Annotated in this window: 23 protein-coding genes; 15 read left to right on the top strand and 8 right to left on the bottom strand. The window is 62.5% G+C overall.

The genetic code is table 11. The annotated features are described in order from the left end of the window. Genes V2I08_RS17740 through traN form a run of 4 tightly spaced genes read left to right on the top strand, consistent with a single transcriptional unit; the run spans position 1 to position 4,350 of the window. On the top strand, positions 1–1,008 hold the full coding sequence (locus tag V2I08_RS17740) for a TraU family protein (protein ID WP_405053670.1): 1,008 nt from the start codon (positions 1–3) through the stop codon (positions 1,006–1,008). Further along, a complete protein-coding gene (locus V2I08_RS17735) occupies positions 1,005–1,331 on the top strand; it encodes a hypothetical protein (protein WP_349636202.1) in 327 nt (108 codons plus the stop codon). The genes V2I08_RS17740 and V2I08_RS17735 overlap by 4 nt, the downstream gene beginning before the upstream one ends. After that, positions 1,328–3,259 (top strand): hypothetical protein, encoded by a 1,932-nt coding sequence (locus tag V2I08_RS17730; protein WP_349636201.1) that lies wholly within the window; start codon positions 1,328–1,330, stop codon positions 3,257–3,259. The genes V2I08_RS17735 and V2I08_RS17730 overlap by 4 nt, the downstream gene beginning before the upstream one ends. Next, positions 3,256–4,350: a conjugal transfer protein TraN gene (traN, locus tag V2I08_RS17725; RefSeq protein WP_405053669.1), complete on the top strand. Its 1,095-nt coding sequence runs from the start codon at positions 3,256–3,258 to the stop codon at positions 4,348–4,350. The genes V2I08_RS17730 and traN overlap by 4 nt, the downstream gene beginning before the upstream one ends. Here traN and V2I08_RS17720 read toward each other — a convergent pair. Further along, positions 4,340–4,690, bottom strand: a complete 351-nt coding sequence (locus V2I08_RS17720; RefSeq protein WP_349636199.1) for a hypothetical protein — start codon at positions 4,688–4,690, stop codon at positions 4,340–4,342. The genes traN and V2I08_RS17720 overlap by 11 nt on opposite strands. On the opposite strand from V2I08_RS17720, the gene V2I08_RS17715 reads away from it, so the two are divergent. Genes V2I08_RS17715 through V2I08_RS17690 form a run of 6 tightly spaced genes read left to right on the top strand, consistent with a single transcriptional unit; the run spans position 4,679 to position 12,481 of the window. Further along, the gene (locus V2I08_RS17715; RefSeq protein ID WP_349636198.1) at positions 4,679–5,212 is read left to right on the top strand and encodes a type-F conjugative transfer system pilin assembly protein TrbC; all 534 of its coding nucleotides are present in this window, start codon (positions 4,679–4,681) and stop codon (positions 5,210–5,212) included. The two genes, V2I08_RS17720 and V2I08_RS17715, sit on opposite strands and share 12 nt — an antisense overlap. Further along, the gene (locus tag V2I08_RS17710) at positions 5,184–5,780 is read left to right on the top strand and encodes a S26 family signal peptidase (RefSeq protein WP_349636197.1); all 597 of its coding nucleotides are present in this window, start codon (positions 5,184–5,186) and stop codon (positions 5,778–5,780) included. Before V2I08_RS17715 ends, V2I08_RS17710 begins: the two co-directional genes overlap by 29 nt. Next, entirely contained in the window at positions 5,777–6,667 is an 891-nt protein-coding gene (locus V2I08_RS17705; RefSeq protein ID WP_349636196.1) for a conjugal transfer protein TraF, read from the top strand. Before V2I08_RS17710 ends, V2I08_RS17705 begins: the two co-directional genes overlap by 4 nt. A gap of 38 nt (positions 6,668–6,705) precedes the next feature. Beyond that, positions 6,706–7,260, top strand: a complete 555-nt coding sequence (locus tag V2I08_RS17700; RefSeq protein ID WP_349636213.1) for a hypothetical protein — start codon at positions 6,706–6,708, stop codon at positions 7,258–7,260. Positions 7,261–7,307: 47 nt separating this feature from the next. After that, entirely contained in the window at positions 7,308–8,732 is a 1,425-nt protein-coding gene (locus V2I08_RS17695) for a conjugal transfer protein TraH (RefSeq protein WP_349636195.1), read from the top strand. 8 nt (positions 8,733–8,740) lie between these two features. Continuing rightward, complete coding sequence (locus V2I08_RS17690; protein ID WP_349636194.1) at positions 8,741–12,481, top strand: conjugal transfer protein TraG N-terminal domain-containing protein; 3,741 nt, start codon at positions 8,741–8,743, stop codon at positions 12,479–12,481. 2 nt (positions 12,482–12,483) lie between these two features. On the opposite strand, the gene V2I08_RS17685 is transcribed toward V2I08_RS17690, so the two are convergent. Continuing rightward, a complete protein-coding gene (locus tag V2I08_RS17685) occupies positions 12,484–12,969 on the bottom strand; it encodes a hypothetical protein (protein ID WP_349636212.1) in 486 nt (161 codons plus the stop codon). Positions 12,970–13,046: 77 nt separating this feature from the next. On the opposite strand from V2I08_RS17685, the gene V2I08_RS17680 reads away from it, so the two are divergent. Both V2I08_RS17680 and V2I08_RS17675 read left to right on the top strand, forming a co-directional pair. Next, a complete protein-coding gene (locus tag V2I08_RS17680; RefSeq protein WP_349636193.1) occupies positions 13,047–13,244 on the top strand; it encodes a hypothetical protein in 198 nt (65 codons plus the stop codon). Between the two features lie 136 nt (positions 13,245–13,380). After that, positions 13,381–13,998: a hypothetical protein gene (locus tag V2I08_RS17675; RefSeq protein WP_349636192.1), complete on the top strand. Its 618-nt coding sequence runs from the start codon at positions 13,381–13,383 to the stop codon at positions 13,996–13,998. A 447-nt stretch (positions 13,999–14,445) separates the two neighbouring features. Here V2I08_RS17675 and V2I08_RS17670 read toward each other — a convergent pair whose 3' ends face one another. Then, complete coding sequence (locus V2I08_RS17670) at positions 14,446–14,835, bottom strand: helix-turn-helix domain-containing protein (protein WP_349636191.1); 390 nt, start codon at positions 14,833–14,835, stop codon at positions 14,446–14,448. Positions 14,836–14,881: 46 nt separating this feature from the next. On the opposite strand from V2I08_RS17670, the gene V2I08_RS17665 reads away from it, so the two are divergent. Beyond that, entirely contained in the window at positions 14,882–15,373 is a 492-nt protein-coding gene (locus tag V2I08_RS17665) for an NADAR family protein (protein WP_096063058.1), read from the top strand. Between the two features lie 7 nt (positions 15,374–15,380). On the opposite strand, the gene V2I08_RS17660 is transcribed toward V2I08_RS17665, so the two are convergent. From V2I08_RS17660 to V2I08_RS17640, 5 genes are read right to left on the bottom strand one after another with little or no spacing between them, the layout of a single operon-like run. After that, positions 15,381–16,319 (bottom strand): PfkB family carbohydrate kinase, encoded by a 939-nt coding sequence (locus V2I08_RS17660; protein WP_349636190.1) that lies wholly within the window; start codon positions 16,317–16,319, stop codon positions 15,381–15,383. 25 nt (positions 16,320–16,344) lie between these two features. Next, positions 16,345–18,282: a hypothetical protein gene (locus tag V2I08_RS17655; protein WP_349636189.1), complete on the bottom strand. Its 1,938-nt coding sequence runs from the start codon at positions 18,280–18,282 to the stop codon at positions 16,345–16,347. Then, positions 18,279–19,379, bottom strand: a complete 1,101-nt coding sequence (locus tag V2I08_RS17650) for a hypothetical protein (RefSeq protein ID WP_096063027.1) — start codon at positions 19,377–19,379, stop codon at positions 18,279–18,281. Before V2I08_RS17650 ends, V2I08_RS17655 begins: the two co-directional genes overlap by 4 nt. Beyond that, a complete protein-coding gene (locus V2I08_RS17645) occupies positions 19,372–21,285 on the bottom strand; it encodes a hypothetical protein (RefSeq protein WP_096063026.1) in 1,914 nt (637 codons plus the stop codon). The genes V2I08_RS17650 and V2I08_RS17645 overlap by 8 nt, the downstream gene beginning before the upstream one ends. A 2-nt stretch (positions 21,286–21,287) precedes the next feature. After that, positions 21,288–22,445: a hypothetical protein gene (locus tag V2I08_RS17640; RefSeq protein ID WP_349636188.1), complete on the bottom strand. Its 1,158-nt coding sequence runs from the start codon at positions 22,443–22,445 to the stop codon at positions 21,288–21,290. 707 nt (positions 22,446–23,152) lie between these two features. Here V2I08_RS17640 and V2I08_RS17635 point away from each other — a divergent pair. Both V2I08_RS17635 and V2I08_RS17630 read left to right on the top strand, forming a co-directional pair. Then, entirely contained in the window at positions 23,153–24,061 is a 909-nt protein-coding gene (locus tag V2I08_RS17635) for a site-specific integrase (protein ID WP_230189213.1), read from the top strand. Between the two features lie 4 nt (positions 24,062–24,065). After that, on the top strand, positions 24,066–24,271 hold a 206-nt coding region (locus V2I08_RS17630; protein WP_349636187.1), incomplete at its 3' end, for a transposase zinc-binding domain-containing protein.

Below are 24,271 nucleotides of genomic sequence, written 5' to 3'. Positions count from 1 at the left end.
ATGGTCGCGATCCGAAGAGCTCTGACGCTCGGTTCGGCCTTTGCGGCGTTGGCTATCGCCTCGCCCGCTTATGCCTCCAAATGCGAGGCGGGCACGGTGTTCAACCCGATCACCAAGGTGCGCTGGAACTGCATCTTCCCGATCACCATCGGCGGGGTGAAGGTGGGTCCGAGCGATCCGCTCGGCAAGGCGCTCGATGCGCAATCCGCCTCCAAACCCTTATGCGCCTGCCGCAAGGGCGTGACCTTCTGGTTCGGGGTGAAGGTCAGTTTCTGGTCGCCCAATCGCATGGTCGACGTCGTGACGGAGCCGGGCTGCATGATGGCGCTGGGCGCTGACCTCATGCCGACCGGCGGCAGGCTGCAGGGCAGCCAGACCAGCATCGCCGACGGCACAAATACCCGCAAGATGTTCGCCCAGATGCATTATTATATCGCGCCGGTCTGGAAGATGCTCGACATGTTCACCGACCTGCCCTGCATAGAGGATGACGGCTTCGACGTGGCGCTGATCACCGAGGTGCTGCCGACCTGGCAGTCCGCGACCTTGGGCGCGATAATTCAGCCAGAGGCGATCCTGTTCGGCAATCCCGCCGCTGGCCTTGCCTGCATGGCCGACAGCGCCGCGGCCGCCGCAGGCAAGGTCATCGATCCGCTTTTCTGGTGCATGGGCAGCTGGGGCGCCACTTATCCGGTGGCCGGCGACATCCATTTTGGCGATAGCGTCGAGGCCTGGGCGGGGCTCGCCGCGCGCGGCGTCTTCATGATGGGGCGGCTTGGCGCTCTTACCGTCAGTTCAGCGGACGGCTGCTCGTTCATCCCGCAGCCGGTCTGGACCAAGAGCCGCTACAAGTTCCAGCTCATGGAACCGGTCAAGGGCGGCCAATGCGTCAATGTCGGGCGGCCCGGCGCGCTGTGGACGTCCGCCAAGCATGCGCCGGGCAAGGACAATGCCCAGTTCATGCTGTTTGAAAAGACGATCTGCTGCGCCGGGGTTTCGACGCCATGAGCAGATCGCCTGTCCCGATCCGCATGGCAGCGCCTGGCATCAGCCGATGGTCTGCCCGTCATTCCACCAAGCCAGGCGTTCCCCATGCGGTCAGGCCGGTGTCGCATCCCTCCTGCGGCGCCGGTCGGACGGTCGGCGTGGCCACAGATGCAGACGATCATGCGGCGTTCCCCTCCTCGCCCCATGTGGTCGTGGCCACGCTGACCGTTTTTGAAGGGCAGGCTGCATTCCGGGCAGAGCGTGCCGAGCCTGTTCCAGCTATATTTCTGTTCCGGCTGCGGCGCGGGTCGCGGCAGATCACCCCGAGCGAGAACTGGCCATGAGGCCAGGCACCCTCGTCGTTGTCGCAGCGCTCGCCCTGCCTGCCCCGCTTCATGCGCAAACGGCGCAGGACCGCGCCCGCTCTGCGGCCGCCGCCGCGCGGGCTAAGAGCGCGGACAGCGACGCGCTGCTTGGCCATTATGTGACGCCGGGTATGGGCGGAGCGCCGATCGCCACCGTGGATTCCTCAAAGACTTTCACGTCCAACCTTGCCTGCCAGAAGAGCGCGACACTGCTCGAACTGCTCGCCCAACCCAACGCAACCGGCGATATCGGCACGCTGAGCATCTCGCGCGACAGCGATCTCGACGGCCGCTTCGATGAGGCATTGACCGTCCCGGTCCCCACGTCCGGTATTTGCGCCAATGGGATCATCTCCTGCGCGCCGGGCAGTTGGGACGCGTGCAGCTTCTTCCGCTGGGATGCTTCGCCGTCCGGATCGTTGAAGCTGTCCCAGGTCGAGCTGACCGATCTGGCCGGCTGTTACTGCGTCAATAATAGCTGCGGCAGCAATCTGGTCTGGGGCAATATGGCCTCGATCCTCAAGGATCTGGGCGGCGGCGTTGTCGGCGCGCTCACCACGGCCGATCCGCGTATCGGCATCGCGCAGGCGTCCATCGATGGCCCGCTCATCCGCTATACCGGCGCGCAAACCACATCCTGCACAGCGCAACCGCAGGTTGGCGCCACAGCGTATAAGGCCAATCCCGGCGCCATGGCGGGCGACGCCTATGGCGCCGCGCAAACGAGCAGCATTTTCCAGGCGCTTTCCGCCTCGTCGACCGGAACCGGCACGTCGCAGGTGCGCCGGAGTTGCGCCATCACCCGGCAGATCGCACAGGAAGAAGTAACCGCCGAGATGATCATCGATCGCGTGTCGGGCGGCTACGCAACCTTCGCAGCAGATCCAAACAGCCGCACCTTCGTCATGGGCTCGCCCACCGACAATAGCCTCACAGGCGGATCCTGCACGCTTATCGATTTTCACATGACATTGCGGGTCAAGGACGCCGCAAGGCTTCAGCAGCTACTTCTGACCCGCTTTGGCGGGGACGACTGGGCACAGATCAGGATCGACGGCGAACTGGTTGCCTCAGGCCCGGAAGTCTGGACCGGATCTGGACCACCGCCGGGCAAATGCGAGAAGAAGAGCGCTTTCTATGTCGATTCCAATCTCGATCTCACGGGAAAACTCACGCAAGGCGATCATGATATCTGGTTGCGGGTCGCGGTTGCCGATGGCGGCGAAGCCTATGCCGCGATCGAAGCGAAAGTGGATGCAAGTTGCAAGACGAGCGAGCAGCTTGTCGATAGCTGTTCGGGCTATGCGGCCAATGATGCCTGCCGTCTCGACGATGAGGATGTCGATGGCGTCGTCACCTATCGCAACGGCGTCAAGACCGGGCTTAGCCCCCTGCCCCAGACCCGGTTGATCGGCACCGGTGCCTGTGCGACGCAGATCAGTCGCGCCTTCTTCGAGCGCCAGCGCCGCTACGCCTGCACGGTCGATTTAGGCGCTGCCCCGCAGCCCGATCTCTCGCGCGGCACCTATATCATCGATCATTCGACCGAGACTTTGCTCGCTGACCGGGTGAAGCATGCCGATGGCAGCGAAAGCCTGACGACCCGCAATTTTTCATTGCCAGTGTTGGGCAGCGTCAATGCCTGCGAGCCGATCTGCAAGACCCGCAAGCCGCAGGCCAACGCAGCCGTCGCACCCGATGGCGTGACGGGCGCGAAGCAGACCGACCCCATAGGCTGGGATAGTTTCTATCACGCCTGCCAGGACAGCAATGTCTGCCCTGCGGGCGAGGGCGAGGAACTGGTGCAGGGCTGTGGCTGCATCGATGATTTCCCCGAAGCGGTGGTGATGATGCAGACGGTACGCCTGGGCGGCGCCGACATGGTCTGCACGAGTGCCGTGCGATGAAGCGCGGACGCATCTTGCTCTTAGGGGTCATCCTTCTCGTTGGCGGTGTCCCGCTGATGACCGGGCCCGCGATTGCCCAGCAGCTCTGCGCGGTCGATCGCAACGGCAATGGCGACGCGGCTGATGATGGCGAGACGGCAAGCTGCCACCTGACCGGCGCGGGCGGATGGATGTGCCCCATTGGCGAAACCCTTTGTGAGACCGATGGGACAGGAACCATGCATTGCCCGCTGGGCGATCAGCATGCCTGCGCGGTGCCCGCGAGCGGCGGCGCGCCAAGCTGCTCGGCCAACGCCTGTATCGACACTGGCGCCAATCCCATCGTCGAGGAGCCGGCGGTGGATGATCCGGGCGTCGAGGCCGACGGCGCCGTCGATGCCGATGGTAATTGCCTTGGCACGATCGAGATTTTTTCCGGTCGTGCCGCGCGGTGCCGCCCTGCCGGTCTCAGCACGACCTTCCAGAATTGCTGCAAGGACAAGGGGAAAATCGTGAAGGACGGCATGGCCGGTTCGATCTCGTCGATCACGACCAAGATCGCGGTCGCCAAGGGCGTCTTCACCGGCATGAAAGCAGCCTACACCGCCTTCAGGGCCGGCGCGACCGCCAGCCAGGCGGCGAGCGCCGGCGCCAATGCGATCATCGTCGGCATCGATCCCACGTCGATCGCGATCAGCCTCGCGGTCAACTTCATGATCGATCTGCTGCTCCAGGGCTGCGACCAACAGGATATGGAAGTGGGCATGCTGCGCGGTTCGGGAATGTGCCATGAGGTCGGCAGCTATTGTTCGTCGAGCATCCTTGGCATCTGCGTGCAGAAGGCCCGCGGCCATTGCTGCTTCAACACCAAGCTTGGCCGTATCATCCAGGAACAGGGTCGCTCGCAACTGAAGGCCTTTAGCGCCATTGGCTGGGGCACCGCCAAACAGCCCTATTGCCGCGGTTTTACGCCGGAAGAATTCCAGGCGCTCGATTTCAGCAAAATGGACCTTTCCGAATATTACACGGAAATCGAGGCGCGTGCCCAATCCGACATCCAGATCGATATGAAGGACAAGATCGATGCCCATATGCAGACGATCAATAATTAGGCGCGCCCTGCTTCTGGCGGGCATTGCCTTTGCGCCCGCGTGGCTCCAGGCGAGCGAACCGCAGACTCCGGCCGGTCAGCCAACGAGCGACAATGCGCGGACGCGGATTGAGGACCAGGGTGATGCGGCGCTCGAACGCGTAAAGCGCGCTGTCGGCAAAACCAGGGCATCCGCGCCGCCTTCGCCCGTTCTGCCCGCCAAAACTGATGCCGCGTCGCAACGGCGTGCTTTTGAGGGGATAAGTCGGCGCAAGCATGACCCAGCCATGGCGAAGCGCGTAGAGGCTGATGTTGCGGCCGCCCGCCAAGCCCTGGCCACCGAGCGAGCTGTGGCAAGTCACCGGATCGCCCAGGCGCTCGGCCTCGAACGACCTGAAGAGGCGGCACTGGCCGGGGTCATGTCGGCCAATGATGGGAGAAGACGGGTCCCGGTCCTGTTCGTGTCATCGTCCATGCCGGTCGAAACTTTGCGCACCTATGCAGGGCAGCTCGAACGTGTTGGCGGCGTGATGGCCTTTCGCGGCATGCCGGGCGGGATGCGGCAGGTAGCGCCGATGGCGAAATTGTCTGCCGCGATCCTGCGTATCGATCCGGGCTGTGACGGTCCGGCCTGCGCCATGCGCGACGTTCAACTGATCGTCGATCCGCTCATCTTCCGGCAGCATGGCGTTACCCAGGTCCCCGCGCTGGCGATGGTCCCTGGCGATCCGACCCGGCCCTATTGCGAGCGCGATGAGGCCAGCCCCCGCGCAGCGCATCTCGTGCTGGGTGACGCCGCCCTGTCCGGGCTTCTGGAGGAATATGGCCGCCTTGGCGGCAAGGCGGAGGTGCAGGATGCTCTTGCTCGCATGGCGCGCCGGTAACCGGGCCTGGCGCGAACTTAAGGATTTGCCGCTGCGCGCCGCCGTCGCGCTGGGCGCGAGCGGCCTGGGACAACCGGCGCGCCCGGGGCAGCTCTTCAAAGCCTATGGGATCGTCCTGCCGATCGGCCTCTTCGCCTGGTGGGCGATGCCGCAGATCACGCTGGTCATGACGCCCTCTATCGATGCCTGGGTCGTGCACCGCTCGCCAGGGCCCGTCCGCCGCGGCGACCTCGTCTCGTTCATGCTCTCCGACCCGGTCGCTGGCCCGACGCCTGTCGCTGTCACCAAATATGCCTTGTGCATGCCCGGCGACCGGATCGTCATGGTCGAGAAGCCCGCCACCCTGGGTACGGGCGGCAACGGTTTCTATTATTGCAATGGCCAACTGATGGGTATCGCCAAGCCTGTAGCGCGCAGCGGCAAGGCGCTCGACCACTGGCGGCCGCAAACTCCGCGCATTCCCGATGGCATGATCTTCGTCGGCTCAAGCCATCCCGATGGATATGACAGCCGCTATTATGGCCCGGTCGCGATCGAGCGCCTCACCCGCATGGAGAAGCTGCTGTGACGCGCCTTCTCACCCTGGCGGCCGCGCTCCTGCTGCTGCCCGTCGATGTGGCTGGTGCGCAGGCCATCCCTTCAGGCACGGGCAATCGCGGGACGCGGGGCTATTGGTGGTATGAGACGCCCGGATCCGACGTTGCGCAAGAAGCGCCCGACGATGCCGTCCCCAAACCCGTCATTCCGCCGATGGTTGAATTGGCTAAATGGTCCCCGCCCCGGATAGCCAAGCTGATCGAACAGCAGCGCGATTATGCCGCGACGGTGCTGACCATCGATGCGGTCGCCGACTTCTGGCGGCTGCAGGATTTTGCCCGGCGCAAGGCGCGCGCCTTTGCCGGCGTCACCCAGCTTGCCATGCTCACCCACCCCGAACTCAATGCCCGCGCCGCCAATCCGATGGTAGGCGAGGCCCGAGATGCGCTCGGCGCGCATAAGGATCAGGTCCGCCGCCACTATCTGCGCGCGCATGCCGGGGAATTTGCGCTTGTCATGTTCGCCAGGGAATCCTGCGGCTATTGCAAGGTGCAATGGCCGATCGTCCAGCGGTTCCAGGACGAGATGGGCTGGCAGGTAAGCCTCATGGATCTTGATCGCAAACCGGAACTCAGCCAGCGCTTCGGGGTCGAGGTGACGCCGACAACCATGATCATTCGCCGCAACAGTTCCCAGCGCATGGTGATCGCCGCAGGCGTCGAGACCTATCCCAATCTCGCCCAGATGGCCTATCAGGCGGTCAGGCTGCTGAGCGGCGACATCCGGCCCGAACAATGGCTGACCGGCGCGGGGGAAGAAGACGGCTTCTTCGATGCGCTCGCCAACGGGCCGGTCTCTTCAACCGATCCGCGCGTGATCGGCGGCGACCTCATCGATGCCCCGGGGCCCAGGCCGTGACGCGCGTCGGACAAGCCCCGTTCGCCTGGGGGCTGCTGATGGCGGCCTGTGTGCAGACGCCGACAATGGCACAACAGACAGATCGGGACCTGGCCAGGCGGGCGGCCATTCACCCGGTGTCGACAAATGCCGACATGCGTCGGTGGCTGGCCCGCGTGCCGGTCACGCGCGACTTTCCTGCCGATTTCGAGGCCATGCTGCGTGGCCAGGCCGCGCTCTACAGTATCGAGATGAGCACGTCGCCTGGCTGCCTGCCCTGCGGCGATCTGTGGACAAAGTTGTCCGCGTTCCGCGTCCGCTATGGCTGGCAGGTCCGGACGCTGGGGCAAGAGGAAGCAATGCTGCGTTCCGGGCACCTGGGCCTGCCGTGGGTCGGAAACCCGGTCGCTTGGGCGCGCCCGCTTAGCGACCCTAACCGCATGGTGCCGATCGCGATCGGTACCGATCATGGCGCCAATATCGCACGCAATGCCTGGCTTGCCGCCCGGATGCTGACGGGCACCAGGGCAGCAGTCGGCGTGCGCGCCATGTCGAAATTTACCGGGATCGTCGGCGTGAGGGCGCCGACCTCCTCCAGCCAAAAGCGACGCTGATCATGGCGGGGCGGCGTCGCTTGTCCATTTTCATGAGGAAGCCTGCCATGGGACATCATCCACATCGTCTGATCCTTACGCTCTCCATCATTGTCGCCTCGTGCGGTCACGCCGCCCCTGCCTATGCGCAAGGCTGGGCCGAAAGCTGGTTCGATAATGTCACCTATACTTCGCCCGGCAGCTTCGAGGACCAGACCCGCGGCTATGTGACCGCAGGCGGCATGTCGGGCCGGGTCGATGTGCACGACGATTATCTCATGAGCCTGACCCTGCCCAAGGTGAAGGCGGGCTGCGGCGGCATCGACATGTTTTTAGGCGGCATGTCGTTTCTCGACCCTGACTATCTGGTCCAGAAGCTGGAAACGATTCTGCAGGCAGCGCCGGCCGTGGCTTTTCAATATCTGCTCGAAACGCTCGACGAGAAGATGGGCAACATCATCTCGAAGATGGAAGCCGCCACCAATTATCTGAACTCCATCCAGGTGAACGACTGCCGCCTTGCCAATCGCATGGTCCAGATCGCCAAAGGCGACGATAATATGTCGGGGATAGTTGAAGAGATGACCGGCTACAAGTCGATCCGCGAAGGCTATGCCAATAGCTGGCAGCAAAGCCGCGAGAAGATCCAGGCCAATAAGGGCAATCCGACCGAAGATCTGAAGGATGCGCTCGCCAACTGTCCGGCCGAGGTCACTGACATCTTCAAGACCGGCTCACTGCTCGCCCATGCCGCCGCGCGCGTCGGCGCGTCCGACTGGGCAGGCGTGATGCGGGCGCGGGTGGGCGACGTCTATATGCGCTGGGACGCTAACGACAAAGTGCCGCTCTTCTCGGCCATCCCCGCCTGCCCGCGCCAGGACACCGAAAGCGCCGATGATTTCCTGACCGGGCGCGTACCGACCCGGGCGCTCAACATTCCCGCGACCGCCTCGGACTGCTCGGTGAACGGCGCCGGGCGCGGCGCACTGGTGCTGGCGCGCGAGCGGATGGACGCGATCGCCGTCAAGATCCGGACACGGGCGGCGCTCACATCTGAGGAAAAGCAGTTTATCGCCAATGTGCGGACCTTGCCGGTCTATCGCCTGCTCGAATGGGGCGTCAGACAGGGCCTCACCGACAGTGTGATCGCCGACACCGATGAACTGGTCGCCCTGACCCTTGCCTATCAGATGCTCAACGATCTCACCCGCTCTATCGACTTCGCGCTCCAGAATGCCGAGCGGGGCGCGAGCACAGCTGGCGCGGCAGACGTGGAAAACACCAACATCTGCCAGACCCGGATCCTGACCAAGGGCATCGAGCAGCTCCGCGAATTGCGCGACGAGGTGCTGCGCCAGCGCGCGCAGATGCGCCAGTCCTATATGGCTGCCATGAGCCAGGCGAACCTGTCAGCAAGCTATGCCGAGGTCGTGCGCCAGCGTGACCGTGATGCCCGCGACGCGGCGGGCGCCAACGCCAACCGCAACCGGTGAGGCGAGCCATGCGCTACCTGATCCGCATGGCATGCGTCTTGTTTGGCTTGCTGAGCGCCGCGCCTGCGCTGGCGATCGATGCCAGCTATCACACCTGGGACGGCTTCTCCGAAACCGTCGACGCGTTCCATCTGGTGGCGATGATCTTTGGTGATCCGCGCTATGAGACGCTGGTCGTCATAATCGCGGTGGCCGGCATCGCGTTCGGCGCGGTCATCGCCAGTATCCGGGGATCGGGCATGGGCCTGGTCGCCTTCGGGTTCCAGATGCTGGTCGGCATCGGCCTGTTTGCCGGCATGATCGCCACGACCGGCACCGTCCACATCTATGACCGGGTACGCAATGCCTATCAGCCGGTCGGCGACGTTCCCAATCTCATCGTGCTGGTGGCTGGCGTCACCAATCTGATGGAACGGGCGCTGGCTGAAACCATCGATGACAACACCACCGATCCCAATGCCAAGCTGGAATTTGGCGCAGGTGGTCATGCGTTCGACCTGTTCCTCAACGCGGTTTCTCCGCGCAGCCCGATCGTCGACACCTTCCTCGACGCGAGCGTGAAGGATTATGTGCGCCAATGCTATCCGGTGGCGCGTGTGTCTCCCGCCTATGGCGTCGATGACGATCAGCTGTTCCGGACCTCGACCGACCTGCCTGCTTCCTTTGCGGCGATGGCGGGCCCTGCGACCTTCTCGACCGTCTTCACGCCGAGCGACAAGGCGGGAACGACGATGAGCTGCGATGCAGCCTGGGCGTATATCGCCGACCGCCTGTCGGATGCCACTTTGTTCGACGCCTATAGCGATCAGGTCTGCGCGCGCACCGGGTTCGATGTGACCCAAGCGAGCCAGCGCGATCGATGCCGCCAGCAGATCGATGCGCTGGGCGACATGATGCTCGGCCAATCCATGAGCCGGCAAAAATTCCTCACCAACATCCTGCTCGGCCAGACCGTGGGCGACGTCCTGTTCGAGGATTCACCGGCTGCCACCGCGCGGGTGATGGCGAACCGGGCGATCGAGTCGAACGGACTTGCGACGCTTTCTACTGCCAATGAGTGGATGCCGACCATCCGGGCCTCGGTCTTCGCGATCATGCTCATGATGATGCCGATCGCGCTGCTGTTCATCCTGACGCCGATCAACCTGCGGGTCGCGAGCTTTGCGCTCGGCCTGTTCGTGTTTGTCGCGCTCTGGGGCGTGATCGATGCCGGCATCTATCAGCTTACCCTTGGGCGGGCGATGGATGTGCTTGCCGAACTGCGCGCGACCAACGTAGCCGCCGATAGCTGGATCCTTGCGCCATCGGCGGCGATGAAGGCGCTCGCCATCTTCGGGTCGTTCCGAACAGCAGCGGCGGGCCTGGCGGGCGCGTTCGTGTTCACCGTGTTCCGCTTTTCGGGCAATATGTTCACCGCGTTCACGTCAGGCATGCTCGGTGTCCAGGGCCAGGGTAGCATGGCGGCAGCAACGGTCGGGACAAGCGAGGGCTATGCCTCCGCGCTCGAAGCGCAGGCTTCGGCCGGTGGCACGATGGCGCGACGCTCCACATCGGCGGGGTTCGGCGATTTTGGCGAACGCAGCAGTTTTGGTCTCGACCGCGCCTTTGCGTCAGCCGGGTCGGTCATCGGAGAACATGGCGGCGGCGCGTCAGGAACGGCGGCGTTCGGGCTGGGTCGGGCCGATGCCGCACGGGAACTGGGCGGGCTCTCTCCTGCCCTTGCCGGGCGGGATTTGAACGATCCTGCCACGGCCAGTGCGATCCGCGCCAATGCGGCGACCTCGGCGATCCACAATTTTGCGCAGGGAGACGCGCTCCGCAAGCTTAGCACGAACTACTTCGGCGAAGGCCAGGGCGGCGAACGCGCTTTTGCCGCCTTCGCGCAGAATATGGTGCAGTGGAAGGCGTTCGGCGACAGCCAAGCCTATGAGATGATGCACTCGGGCGCGCAGCGGCATTTTGAGCGCAGTGGCTATGATGCGAAGGATGCGGCGCTCAAGGCGTCGACCGTGATAGCCCAGGCCGGTGCTGATCCGACCTTTGCCAAGATCACCGCCAACGCCTTCGATCAGGAACAGATGCTGCGTAATGACCTGACCGCCGCGCAGACGCAGGTTGGCGCGATGGAAGGCCGCCGGGATTATACCGGCGACAGGGTTGCGGCGGTCGAACGCGGCAATGTGGCGACCGAACAGGCCCATCGCACCGGGCATAATCAGGGGCAGCGCGAGGCCGCAGGCATGCTGGGTCTCTCCGTCACCGAGACCAGTCGGCGCATCGGGTTCATCAATGCGCTGTCAGGTGAAGCGCGATCGACCGCGATCAGCCAGCTGTCGCGTTCGACCGGTCGCAACGAGGCGCAGGTGCTGCGCGCCCTGGAAAGCTACAACGCCGCTGTACAAGTGGGAACCGCAGACGGCGCGAGTGCCGAGGCGGCGCGCGAAGGGACCAGCGTCTATGGTCGCACGCGCGAAGCCGCCGGTTATGATTTTGCCGAGCGTTCGGGCAAGCTCGACGCGCAGCGCGAGATCGGACCTGATGGCGTGCGCAGCTCGGCCCAGATCGGTGAGCAGCGGCGCCAGGCGGACAATGCTGGTTTTGCCCAAGGCGCTGCGGCCGCCGGTGTGTCGGTGCGCGAAGCCGCGCGTCTGGATTCTTTCATTCGCGCGCTGGCGGGCAATGCCGGAAACCAGGTCGATATGGCTGAAGGTGGCGCGGAGGGCATTGCCGATCGCGCACGCAACGCGCGACTGACCGGCATCGTCGACAAGGAGCGGCTAACCCGCACCCAGGCGCTGTTGCGCACCCATGGCGTGGAGCTGTCGAAGCGCCAGATCGCCATGGACCAGAATGGCGACATCGGCCTCAATCTGACGCCGGAACTGGCCGCGCAGATGTGGCGAGGCGGGCTTATCAACGAAAGCCAGCTTGGCGCGATCGCCAATGGCGGGCACGCCCGGTTCAGCTTTGCGCATAATGATCTGCTCGTCTCGAGCAGCACCGGGTTCAGCCAGTCTGCGCGCAACGACACCAGTACGCGGTTCGAAGCCGGCAAACAGGCCGGGCCGGATACGATAGAGCATTTCCTGGGCAGCGGCGCGCAAGGCCAGGCCGCCATGGCCAATTGGTTGCGCGGCGGGTTCGAGATGGATCGGCGGGGTGACTGGCGGCTGAAACCGCAGGTCGCCGATACGCTGGAGCGTGATGTCACTGCGATCATGGTTCAGACCGGGTGGCAACGGTCGCTTTCCCGATCGGCCGAGCATCAAACACAGGATAGCCAAACCTTATCCGGGAACATCACCGCCTCAGCGTCTCGCGGAGTGAGAGGTGATCGGAAAGAGGGCGGCAGGTCCGAGAAGGGCAACAGCGTCACGGGAAACGCGGCCGCAAGCCTGGCAGCGGAAATTTCGGATCGCGGAGGGTTCGGAGTGGCAGCGCAATCCTCAATCGATATAGTGAATTACGATGTGCGCGAAGCTATAGCCGCTGCTGAGCGCACCGCCTCAAAGTCAGCGCGGCCCGAAGAGGCTTTCACCCGAGAATTAAGTCAGCAGGTACTCGGCAGTGATGGCTTGCGAAATCGCTACCTGGAGCAAGCAGATTCCGGTCGCGGAACTGTCGACGTCACCGGGCCGATCACTTCCCTTGAACAGTCATCCGTACTGAATACGGGTCGGCTGATGTCAGATCGGGATAATGGCTTGGCCGATGGGGATTCTCGCTTCAAAAGTCGGCGCGACCAATGAGCTTAGTCCTTAATCGCACCAATGTGACGAAGATGCCGAAGCCCCGATCGGAGATCGAAAGAGTCCGTGTAGGGGTCGATCAGCGATTTTGGTTGGGACGGGGCAGCAGATCCTACCATGGTCCAATCCCCGCAGGCGACCTTGGCTTTCAAAAAACCATGGCCGAGAACCGCGAGAACCGTGATCGGATTGAAGATGAAGATAAGCAGCACCATGGTGTTGGCCACGGACCTATTAATCCAGTCATATGGGATGGCTATCATGATCTCGAGGCCAATCCAGTACAGCACCGCCGTTATCCAGTAGAGCTTCGCGTACCATGGTCGCCAAAACCAATCGGCAGCACGCGGCGATGGCGGGCTTACCGCGTCTGTCTGTTCGACGTGATCAAAATCCTGCATCTGCAGAGCCTTTCCATCTGGAAAAGTAGCACAGGTTCGTCCGACTGGAAACAGATCCACCCCGATCACCGTGGACCGATCGCCCATGGCCACCGCACAACTCCTGCCCCCTCCATTCCTCCTCCGCTTCATCGGGCTTTGTTTGTCGGTTCCGTTAGGTGGGCATGCTTCAAATCCTGGACACGGCCGCAATGAAGAAGAAGCGGCTCAATCGAGATGCACCTCCCAGTCTTTCTACCGAAGCGGATGCCGCCATCCTGCGACTTGCGCGCCTTCTGGGGCGCCAGATCGCGCGTGAACTTGATCAGGAGCGACAGCAGCGAGAGAAGCCCACGGACGCCCCGCCCAAATCGTGCGAATGAGGTTTGCGTGGCCAGCCCTTTCAACATTGGATGAGCCATTGTCGGGCGAATGTTGCGGCAAATATGCTGCTATTCCTTGCTGGTGTCGGCGTATTTTTGCGCCGAACGGCGGTGCAATTGCGATCTTGCCCACGGAATGATTTTATCTGAAAATCACGGTCTTTCGAAGGACGAACTTGTGCCTGCGTTTGCATTTTATCTTATCTCCAACGAGGGCGAGCCATCGATGAGGCTGGTTGATGTGCCAGATATTGACGCTGGGAAAACATGGGCAATGGATGCGATCAGATCTGCGTCATTGCACACCATTCGCTTCTGGGACGGTGTTCGCGTAATCGAGGTGCAACGCCCTGCGATGCGGCAACCCAGACAGAAGCCAAGCGATGCAGAGGAGCGCGGAAAGCGTATGATTGCCATGAAAGCCAAAGGCATGAAACAGCGCGAAATTGCCGCAGCATTTGGGATCAGCATTGGCCGGGTGCGCGATGTCATGTCACGTGAGGAGTTACGTGCCCGGGAGGAAGCTATTCAAACCAACCGTGCCGCATTGTCAGGCCGGGCCAACAACGTGTTACGACATTTAGTCATCGAGCCGGAAGCGGACCCTGCCGAGCGCGACCGGCTACTTCCGGAGCGGGTTGCAACATTGACGCGCGGTATAATATTGAATGTAGGCAATTCGGGCAAGGTCACTCTTGCCGAGATTGAAGCCTGGCTGTGGGAACGAGGCCTTTGTCTTAGCGCCGATATTTGAGCTGGACTTTATACCGCATTCTTCCGTGTATTCGGGGCCGGGTCAGTGGGTTGGGCCTGTTGCAGCGTGCCGCGAAATGGCACGACGATCTGGGTATGCCGCATCTTTGCGCGCAGGTTAAGGGTTTCAAATGGGAGTGGGATGAATGCATAAGTGGGCTATTCTGCTTGGTCCGCTTCGGGACGGTGCCAAGCGAATAGCCGACTCTCTACGTGCGAGCGGCAATGTCCACTTTGCACCCAATTATCGTCATCCTGCTTCCCTAAAACCGAACCCAACGTCTGGCACTTGTCCATGTAGTGCGGATCGGAGCAATTCGGCTGGATCGGACTGCCCGCTCAAGAAATAAGCGCAGGAATTTCACTCGTCCGTTCATGCTGTGATGCCGCACTGTCCTCGTGCAGGTCGAGAAAGTGCGCTGACGGTGACGCTATCTCCGCTATTGTTTCAGGCGGAAAAGGCAATCTGGGCTTCGGGACCGTCGGCTTCACCGGCTTCGGGCACGCGCAAATCTGCAATGGCATCCAAGACGCGCCTGATGATCGCGGCTCCCTCGGGGGTGTGGTCCCAAATCCGACGCAGGCTGGCATTCGCTTTCGCCCACTCAGTATCCATCTCGATCTCTTCGTCGACTTTAGGCACATTCACCTTGAGGACCTTGCATATCTGCACGACATTATTGCTAATTGTCTTAAAGTCACCCGCGCATATCCGGCCAACCTGACTTGGATGGACGTTCGCTAATCTGCCCAGATCAGCTTTGCTGAGCTTGCTCTTCGCGTATTTTCTGGAAATCCGCTTGTGGAGCTCATTTAATTGCTTGCTTGTCGGCTTCATGCGAATTAGCATGTATTATTACAAGCAAATTTGCAAGGAGTTATCGATGGACGATATCCGCTTTTACCGGGCCAGCGAGAAGCCCTTCGGTGCATTCAGCAACCTCTATCGGCGCGAGATCGAATTCGAGGGCGAGACGTTCGCTACCAGCGAGCACGCCTATCAGGCGGGCAAAGCGCGTAAGCCGGCGGTGCGAAAATGGCTCATGGAGGCACCGTCGCCGGCGCTTCTGGCGATGGCGGCACACGGTCTCTACTACTGGGATGTAGCCCCGGGCTGGTCGACCTCAAAGTTTGATCGCATGCGGGCCGTGCTGCGGGCGAAGTTCACGCAGCACCCCGATCTTCTCGATCTGCTTCTCGGAACAGGCGAGGCGAGACTCGTGGAGACGGCGACCGTCGACAACGAGGTCAATCGTCTATGGGGCGAGGTCAACGGAGTCGGCCGGAACATGCTCGGGGAGCTGTTGATGGAACTTCGCGCGGCGCTCCGCGATCAGGGTGCGGGCGCCGACACCTATCTCGTGGCGGCGGAGTGAATCCCGGTCAGTAGATCGCGGAGCGGCTGTTCAGGATTTCGCGGACGAAGCCGGCGCCCCGCTTCTTGAAAAGGCCCCGGGCGCCGGCGTAGGCGCAGTTCTCGGCCGCGAGGCGCTGACCCGCGACGATCCCTTCGAGCAAGTCCGCAGCCTTGAGACTGGAAGTACCGAAGTTGTTGGTGAGGATCCAGTCGATCACGCCGACGCTGACCATGTCTCCCGAACCGCATGTGTCCAGGACCGTGGGCGCGTCGATCGCGTCGCACCAGATGGTCCCTCCGCCATCACGCACCTCGAGGCCCGCAGCACCATAGGTAACAATTCGGACGCAGTCGTGGAGACGGTCCGCCAGACGGTCGCCGAGCCTGTCCTCTGAGTATTTCAGAACCGTCACTAGCTGCAGGGCCTCCTCGAAAAGTTCGCCTTCCTCGAAGTCGGACGGCTCGAAGAAGATGACCGCACCCGCCGCACCCGCCGTCCTCATTGCCTCAAGGATGCTGTCCGATAGCCGGTCAGCGTAAAAGATCGAGCATCGTGACAGCATGTTTAGCGCGGAGGCGACCTCGGCGTGGCCGATCGGCTCGTATCGCGGTAGCTCCTCGTGCGTCTCCGGGCACACGAAGCTGAATTCGTGCTGGCCCAATGCGGTGTTGAGCTCCTGCGTGAGCACGGGCGACCGAAGGTCGGCGCGTCGGGTGATGAACCGCGTGGTGGCGCCAGCCTGGACGAACTCGTCGATCAATCTGTAGCCCGCATCATCGTTTCCGAGCGCCAAGACGGGTGCAACATGGCGATGGAGCATCGCCAGGGACACGAGTACGTTCCCGCACGAGCCGCCCAATGCCTCGTCGAAGAGATCGCCATCGGCGTAGATGCGGTCGAGCACCGCGAACCCAGTGCCGGCGACGTCGACGCGATAGTCGAGGTAGAGGGGCAAGTCGTGCATGTTCACATTATGTACTCATTCATTGTCATCTGTCGAGACCGAGCGATCCGAAATCAACGCGAATCCTTCCGACGTCCGATGGTAACAGAGCTCGCAGGATGGTGAGAAGTGCCTCTGGACCTACTGAGCCTGCACCGAACAGAGACCAGCAACCGTTCGCCGCGCCGCACACGTCCCCGACGCTGATGCCGTAGGGATGGGAGAGAAGCGCGTGATCATTCCCCGGTCTAGATCCGCTGTCCCCGAAGCAGAGGATTTCCAAGCCGACGGGCAGCTCGGCCTTAATCGCTTGGACGACGGAAAGCTTGCTCGATGCCGCCGGAACAATGTCGTAGCTGTGGCCCGATCCCATGATGCGGACCAGGCCGGCAGCGAACGGCGCGCAGCCTTCGAAGTCGACGGGGAAGCGGTAGGGATAGCGCAGCTTGTCCATGTCGACGGTGATCTGCACCTCTCGGTGCTTGAATCTGTGGCAAAGAAAGAGATCGCTTCGCTCATTGAGCCAGGCTGCAGTCTCGGTGATTGCCGAGTCCGCCGGTGCGCGATCCTCGTCGACGTCGACATCCGCCGTGCGGAGATGACCGCCGTTGTAGTAGCCGATCGGGATCGACGGCAGCATGTCGGCGGGCAGGATCTTCCTCAGTTCTTCCCCCGCCGAACCGCCGCGGCCCGTCGCGAACCCGATCCTGAGTCCGGCCTTGTGCAGTCTGATCAATTCGTCGGCGATCTCCTTGTCGGGCGCGGAGTAGCGGCCGGCGGTCGTCACGATCGTTCCGTCGTAATCGAAGACAGCACCGCCGATGTCCGCCTCGGCCAGCGCCCGCAGGCGCTCCCGACCGATCAGGTGGAGAGGATCGTCCGCGGGATCGTGGGAGTCGGATTTCGCGATGGCCGCCCGCTTGTGCCGCACATTCGGAGGCAGGGCCTGGGCGAGATCGGCTAGCGAGTGGTCGTCGTATATCGCGCGGCCGAATTCGCCGATGCCCGGCTTCCCGGGGTCTATCCCCAGAATGGTCCCCATCGCTTCTATGATGCCGAGCCCGTCGATCATCGCGAGCGCGTTGTCGAGGCGGCCGCACGACCGCTGATCGACTGCTTGCCGACGAAGCGAAGGCGGAAGGAGATCGTTGATCGCCTTCCAAGTCGCTCGGGTGTCCGTACCCGTCAGCGCCAAGACCAGCGTCTCATCCTGCCGGTGGTGGAGCCAGCCATGACGACCATGCGCCAGGTTGCGGAAGTCCGTTGTCTGGACATGGCACAGCGAGGCCTCCCAAATCGACGTGTCGAGCAGCACGGACAGGGGCCTCAGGTGGGAATCGCCAGCAATGACGACGGTGTCGCTCCGCCGCAGCGACGAAAGACGCGCAGCGATCGACGCCCGATGAGCGGGATCTCGCATCTCCGTGAGACGGGAGGCGAGCGAACCAAGCAGGTGGGCGGCACCTCGAGGGTCTCGGGATGCCCCGTCGCAGGCGAGGAGCAGCGCGACGACCGAGGACATGAGCGAATGGGTCGCGAGGTAGCCGTCTTTCGGGTCGGCGACCGGCACGACGTGGACGGTGCCGCCTCCGCCCTCGACGATGCGTACCGCCGATCCGTCGGTGTTGCGGGTTACGAGATAAACCTTCCGCGCCTTACGGTCGAAGACTGCTTGCGACGCTGCGGCGGCGTCCGGATTGTCGCCGCCGGCGCTGAACAGCCAGACATCGGTCTCGGAGAGGTCGTGGTAATCGGTCACCAGCTGCATTGGCGTTTGCACGGTCGTCGGGCCAAGACCGAGGGTGTCGCGGCAGCGCGCAAGATATTCGGCTGCGATCGCCGAGCCGCCGGATCCAATTGAGAGGGAGTGGCGGCGGGCACCGTCCGCGAGTGAGACGGCGAGCGGCCCGGCATCGTATCCCAGGAACAGGTCGAGCGTAGTGGGAAGGGCGTCGAGCTTCGCGGTGAGGACGGGCGTCGTCATTCCGTCGGCGCCGGTTCGTCGTAGCTCGCGTAGAGCGGGCCGGACAGGATCAGGTGCACGGTCATGTCCGGCGCTTCGTGGGGTCCGATCACGGTATCGTCGAATAGGTAGGTTTCGGTTTCGAGATACTGCACCGCCATGTCATGCTCGATCGCGGCCATAAGGGCGCCGGCAGCGAGCACTTTGCTCCCCACCGGCGACAGGACCATTCGCGGCTCGTAGGTCCCCTTCATCGTCCGGTCGAAGCGGGTCTTCAGGGTCGAAAGTGTCCGATAGCAATCGAGCGGGTTCCGCTCTGAGGCATAGACGACATCGCGTGGATCGACCTCCCACTCGTCGACGAGCTCCGTGCGGTATTCGGCGAGGAGATCGTCGGCGCGACGCGGGTTCCGGGCCGGGAATGGGAGGAGGGGACAGATCTTGTATCGTGACGGGATCGCTGCGCCGATCTGGGTCAGCGCCAGTGCGCGTCCGCGGGCCAGCTGGGGGATCCAGACCTGGGCGAGCCCGTGGGTGTCGTCCTCGATCGGCGGCGAGAAGCCCTTCACCGATCCCGCCCGGCTCGATGGGATGCTCGATATCCTGTCATCCATCTCGGGATTAGAGACGATCATCAGATGGAAGGCGCGATTAGCAGCACTTTCGCAATCTTCGAGCAGCATCCTCGCGGCCGGGAAGCCAACCCCGATGGAGAGCGCGCTCAGATCGAGGATCACGTCGGTCACCACGTCGGCGACGGGGTGCTCGTTCAGACGCGCGACGATGCGGGAGCCGCCAACCGGCGCCCCATCTTCAGCAAAGACTTCGATGCTGATGACGTCGGAGTTGGGGACGATCCCCTTTAGGGTCGCCTCGTTCTCGTTCGCCTGCTCAATGAGCGCCTCGGACGCGCCTGGACGCTCTTCGCGGACGTAGATCGCAGACAGTCGGGTTCCGAGTGTGTCCGCAAGCATCTGCGAGATGCGGCGCGATCGAGGGTCGAACCCGGCCGCAGCGACGAGCAGGACATTACGCGACGAGTCTGCGAAATAGTCGGCGACGAAGTCATCGACTGCAGCGTCGAAATTCGTGATGCAGTTTTCCCAGTGCTTACGCATCGATCAGCCCCGATACCTTGCGTAGGTAGTCAATTTTCTGCGGAAGGAAGCCGCCCCGATTGAAGGTGAGCCCGTAGACGAGCCCGACCGTGCCGGTGAGTTCGATCAGTGCCCAGAGCTTGCTGCCCTGCCCATAGTTCCGTTCAATTGTGATGGCACCGTGCGCTATCGCGTATTTTAGGACCGAGCCGAGCTCGTCGTCGAACGACATCGCCTCCATGTCCTCCTCGAGGATAGCGATCGCATTCGCACCCGCACCGAGGGGGGCGTTGGGCAGCAGGGATTCGGCCCTGCAGTCGGCTCCGATGGCATCGACCATCTGACGGACCCGCTTAGCGTGCGGGAAGGCCCAAGAGTCCATGATCGACTTAGCTTTTTCCAGCAGGATCGACTGCTGATCCTTGGCAGGCAGCGCCAAGGGATTGTTCCGGATCGCCCTAGTTTCGATATTGGCAACGAGTTCCCCCGCGAACTGTAGAAACACCTCTGCGTTCTCGTTGCTCGCGTCGCAGATCTCGTCGACACCGTAGTGCAGGGGGCGATTATATTCGTGGTGTAGATGGACGCGGGCGCCGTGAGCGACGTCTGCGTCGGCTTTTAGCGGCGTCTTGGGGTCGGGATCGATCTCTTCGAATAGCGAGGGCGTCGAGCGGGCGATGCGGACGGCGTAGCGATGCATCAGGATGCGCTTCATCGCCATTGCGACCTCGGGCCCGTCATCGTAGGACTTCGTGCGCCTGATGAAGTCGTCGACGATGTCGTCGATCTCCTTGCGGCGTTTCGGGCCGATCTTGAGCTTCTCCTGGTCCCTGCCGACCCTGCTTTCGAGATCCTTCAACTGGCCAGTGCTCAGCTTCGGAGGTTCACTGGGGACGAGCCGGTCGATGTCGGTGGCATTGCGGTTCCGGAGCCCTTCGACCATCGGCAGGTACCGCTTCGCCATATCCCGCGCCATGGTTCGGAACTGCTTTTTCGACGCGTCCTTTTTCTCGTCGCCCTGCATGCGGATGTCGACGAAGTCGCGGCCCTGCGCACGGTTGTGGGTCGGCTGATCGCCGTGGGAACGCATCACCGTTCCCGGGCTGAGGGCGTCCAGCCGCATCATCATCCAACGTCCGAATTTCATCTCCCGGTGGGACAGCATGCCGAACATGGCTTCCAACTGCTCGTGATGGAGGGCGTGGACGTCATCGAGCATGACGAGCGGGCTCATCTCGATCGTTTCGCCGTTCCAGTCGATGCGGATCCGGCTGATGGCGTCGAAGGGCGCGTAGGGCGCTGTGGCGTCGATCGGCAGGCTCTCGAGCTTCGGAGCCCTGAGCCCGGCACCGACCTTATAGATCGCCCGCTGGACGGCGAGCGCACGATCCCGGATGCCGGCCGCGGAGAGGCCACCGATCTGCTCGAGATGGGCCTCATGGTCGGCGCGGGGAATGAATTCGATCGCGTCGATCCCGCGCGTCCGGTTCGCCGTAAGATTGCGAATGAGCCCGAGCATCGCGCGGGCCTGCACTAGCCAGAAGGCGAGCTTCGTCTTGACAATCGGCTCGTAGGGCAGTTCCCAGAAGTCCCGGTATTCCGATTCCATCGGCACGCGGACGGCGGCGACGTTCGGCTTTCCATCCTTGAGGAATCCCGCCTGTGCCAGCGCGTCCGCGAGCGTGCGGTTAGTTGGGTTTGTCTCGTCCTTAAGGATCATCTCCACCATGCGGAACTCGGCGAGCGTTGCGAGCATCGTCTTACCGCTGCCGGGTGCGCCGATGATGCGGACGGGCACCTCGAACATGTCGTCCTTGTTTCGGCTGGTAGCCAAGAAGGTAGTGAGCGGGGCCGGACTGACGATCGACAGGAAGGACTCGTCCTCGCGGACGTATTCAGTGGCGCGACGGAGGAAGGGGTTGGCCATGGTCAGCCGTGCCTGTCGCGACGGAAGAAGAGCGGCTGCATGGCAACCCCGAACTGGCCTTCGGTCTCGGCCCAGAGGAGCGGGATCGCGTTGTTCGGTGTGTTGTGCTCGAGGACCAGCGGCAAGGCGCAATCCGCATAGCCGTACTTCATGTCGATCAACCCCGCCTCCTTTCCGTGCTTCTCGAGTCTCTTGGACAGATAGTCGTCGTAGTAGCGACCGCATAGATCGACGATCGGACCGTCTGTCGGATACGTGAGGGTCACGGCCCGAGTTTCCGTGTCGATCTTGGCGAGCCTAAGATTGCCCGGGAGTAGCATGCCTTCCGTTATGATCGTCGTGCCGAAGCTCTTGTTCGGGAGCTTCTCATTCGCCTCGGCTACGCGCTCATCGAGAGCGTCGTGCGCCTGCTTGGTCGAGACGTAGTGATGAATGTGGAGCGTGTATCCGTCCGCGAGAGGAAAATCGTCTGCGGTGAGCCGCGCCTTGGCGTCCTGCACGATCCTCTCGAACTTGTGGAGCTTGCCCTTCGGCTTGCCGTCCGGGAACCGGATAAAGGTCGTGCCCGATGCCGTGAAGTCGTCGATGAGGTAGACGTCGTCGAAGCGGGCGTCGGGGCCCTGCTCTTCCTTCAAATCACCGGCCAGGCTTTTCCACTTCTCGTCGTCGACGTTCATCATCGGAATAACCTGCTCCTGCGACAGGCGGCCCGCGTTCGCGCGGCGAAGGACGTCGATGCGGCTGCCGTCGCTCAGACCGACGAAGAGGCACCGGCGCAGACGGCGTATAAAGGCTTTCGTTCCGTCGGCCGACTGCCACACCTGATACGGTTTTATGCCGAGCTCGGCGGCGACCGACCCCCGGAGGTAGGGGGTGACGATCTCGGGGATGAAGGTCTCGATCACCCGCTGCATCTCGAGCGTGGAGATGTAGACCAGTCGTTCCTTGACGAAGGCGTATGCGGCAGGTCGATCCGCCTTGTCGAAGTGCCGGAGCCAAGAGACGAGACTCTCCAGGAAGCGGACACCGGCGCGAAAATCGGAATAACCGTCGTATTTCATAGCGGAGATGAGCCGTAGCCACCCATATTCCCTAGTGGCTACCTCATTATCCCAATCCATGACGTCTGCGACGAGGTTCAGGGCGAGCGTGTTGATCATCGTGGGTCAGGATTCCCAGGGAATGCGGGCGGGCAAATCGAACAGGCAGCTATGTCCGGCGGGGCAGTTGAGGTCATGCCGCAGCATAGGCTGGTCCGCTGGGAAGCGCCAACGCATTCGGATCGACATTGGACCGGCGGACCACCCTTATTCTACGTACTCACACATTGATACGGTCGAGCTTTTTGGATGTGACGAGATCAGGAACGGCGTGTTCTATACCACTCTATGCTTGTGCGAATTGAAGGCTATTTTACGAGAAGGGCACCTCAGGCGTCCGCGCCGAGCAGCGGTGAGCTTAAGGGGCCTCGTTACACCAGAATTAGAAGTTTGAATGAGCGTCCTGTTTTGGGGAATGCCACAACGGCATTGAACGGCGGGATTTGGGCCTTTGCGCTTTAAACAGCGATCTGTACGAAATCGGTGATTTCCGTCGGATTACCGCAAAGCCGCCAGAGCAAAATCGACTATTCCGGCCACTGACTGGATCACGGAACTATGTCCGCTTCTATTGAGTCTGCAATGCAGGGTTAAATAGCCGCCGAGGGTCGGCATTCGTAGGCGGTAAGTGGGACCTGTACGAACCCGCTGGCGCGGGATGGGTGCCTGGATTTGAAGTACCGCTGACCCACTGATATCGGCGCTTTGGTTGAGCCTGCTGCGGCATAGGCAGATTATCGCGACTCCTTTCAACCAAGGAGCGTACGATGATCACCAGTGTCTCTGATACCCCAGTCAGCTCATTGCGCCAGCGCATGATTGAAGACATGAACCTGCGACGGTTCGCTCGCAAAACCCAGTTCGACTACGTGCGCCACGTCGCGCGTTTTGCCACCTATCTTGGACGCCCTCCCGATACCGCGACAGCGGAGGACCTGAGGCTATTCCAGGTCGAACAGCGCGATGCAGGCCTGGGCGTGCCAACCATGAACAGCATCGTTTCGGCGCTGCGCTTCTTCTTCACGCACACGATTGATCGACCGGATCTTTCCCGCAAGCTTCATACGGTCAAGAACCCTCGTTCCTTGCCCATCGTTCTGAGTCCCGACGAGGTTGCGCAGCTACTCGGGGCGACCACCTGCCTCAAGCACAAAGCAGCGCTGTCCGTCGCTTATGGCGCTGGCTTGCGTGCCGCCGAGGTGACGATGCTCAAGGTCCGCGATGTCGACAGCAAGCGTATGCTCCTGCGGGTGGAGCGCGGCAAAGGCGGGCGATATCGCAATGCGCTCCTGCCCGCTGACCTGCTCACCCTGTTGCGCGAGTGGTGGTCCGTTGGTCGGCAACAGGGCGTCATGCATGCCGATGGCTGGCTGTTCCCGGGGATGCACTACCTCAAGCCGCTCAGTACGCGACAACTCCATCGCATCGTTGTCGACGCCGCAGAGTCCGCGGGCATCACCAAGCGGGTCGGCCCGCACACCCTGCGGCATAGCTTCGCCACGCATTTGTTGGAGGACGGGGTCGATATTCGCATCATCCAGGCGCTGCTGGGGCATGCGAACCTCGAGACCACCGCCTTTTACACCACGGTCGCCACCCGAACGGTGCGCGCTGTCATTAGCCCGCTCGACAGGTTGGTAACGCTGCCCGATCCACAAGTGGCGCCAGACGGCTGAGCCGTTGCGCACCTCACTCGAGGTCGCCGACATCTTTCGCACCGCCGGACCGGCCTATCGGGCCGCCCATGCCGGGCATCTGAGCCTCACCCAGCTCAAGGTGATGACGGCGATCGAGAACTGCCGCACCGCAGCCCTTGGCGGTCATGTCGAGGCCTGCGAGGACTGCGGGCATTGGCGGATCGCCTATAACAGCTGTCGTAACCGGCA

The sequence above is a fragment of the Sphingobium sp. MK2 genome (genome assembly GCF_040170545.1).
Lineage (GTDB): Bacteria > Pseudomonadota > Alphaproteobacteria > Sphingomonadales > Sphingomonadaceae > Sphingobium.
The sequence above is the reverse complement of the archived record's forward strand: the minus strand, read 5'-3'. Positions and strand labels throughout refer to the sequence as shown.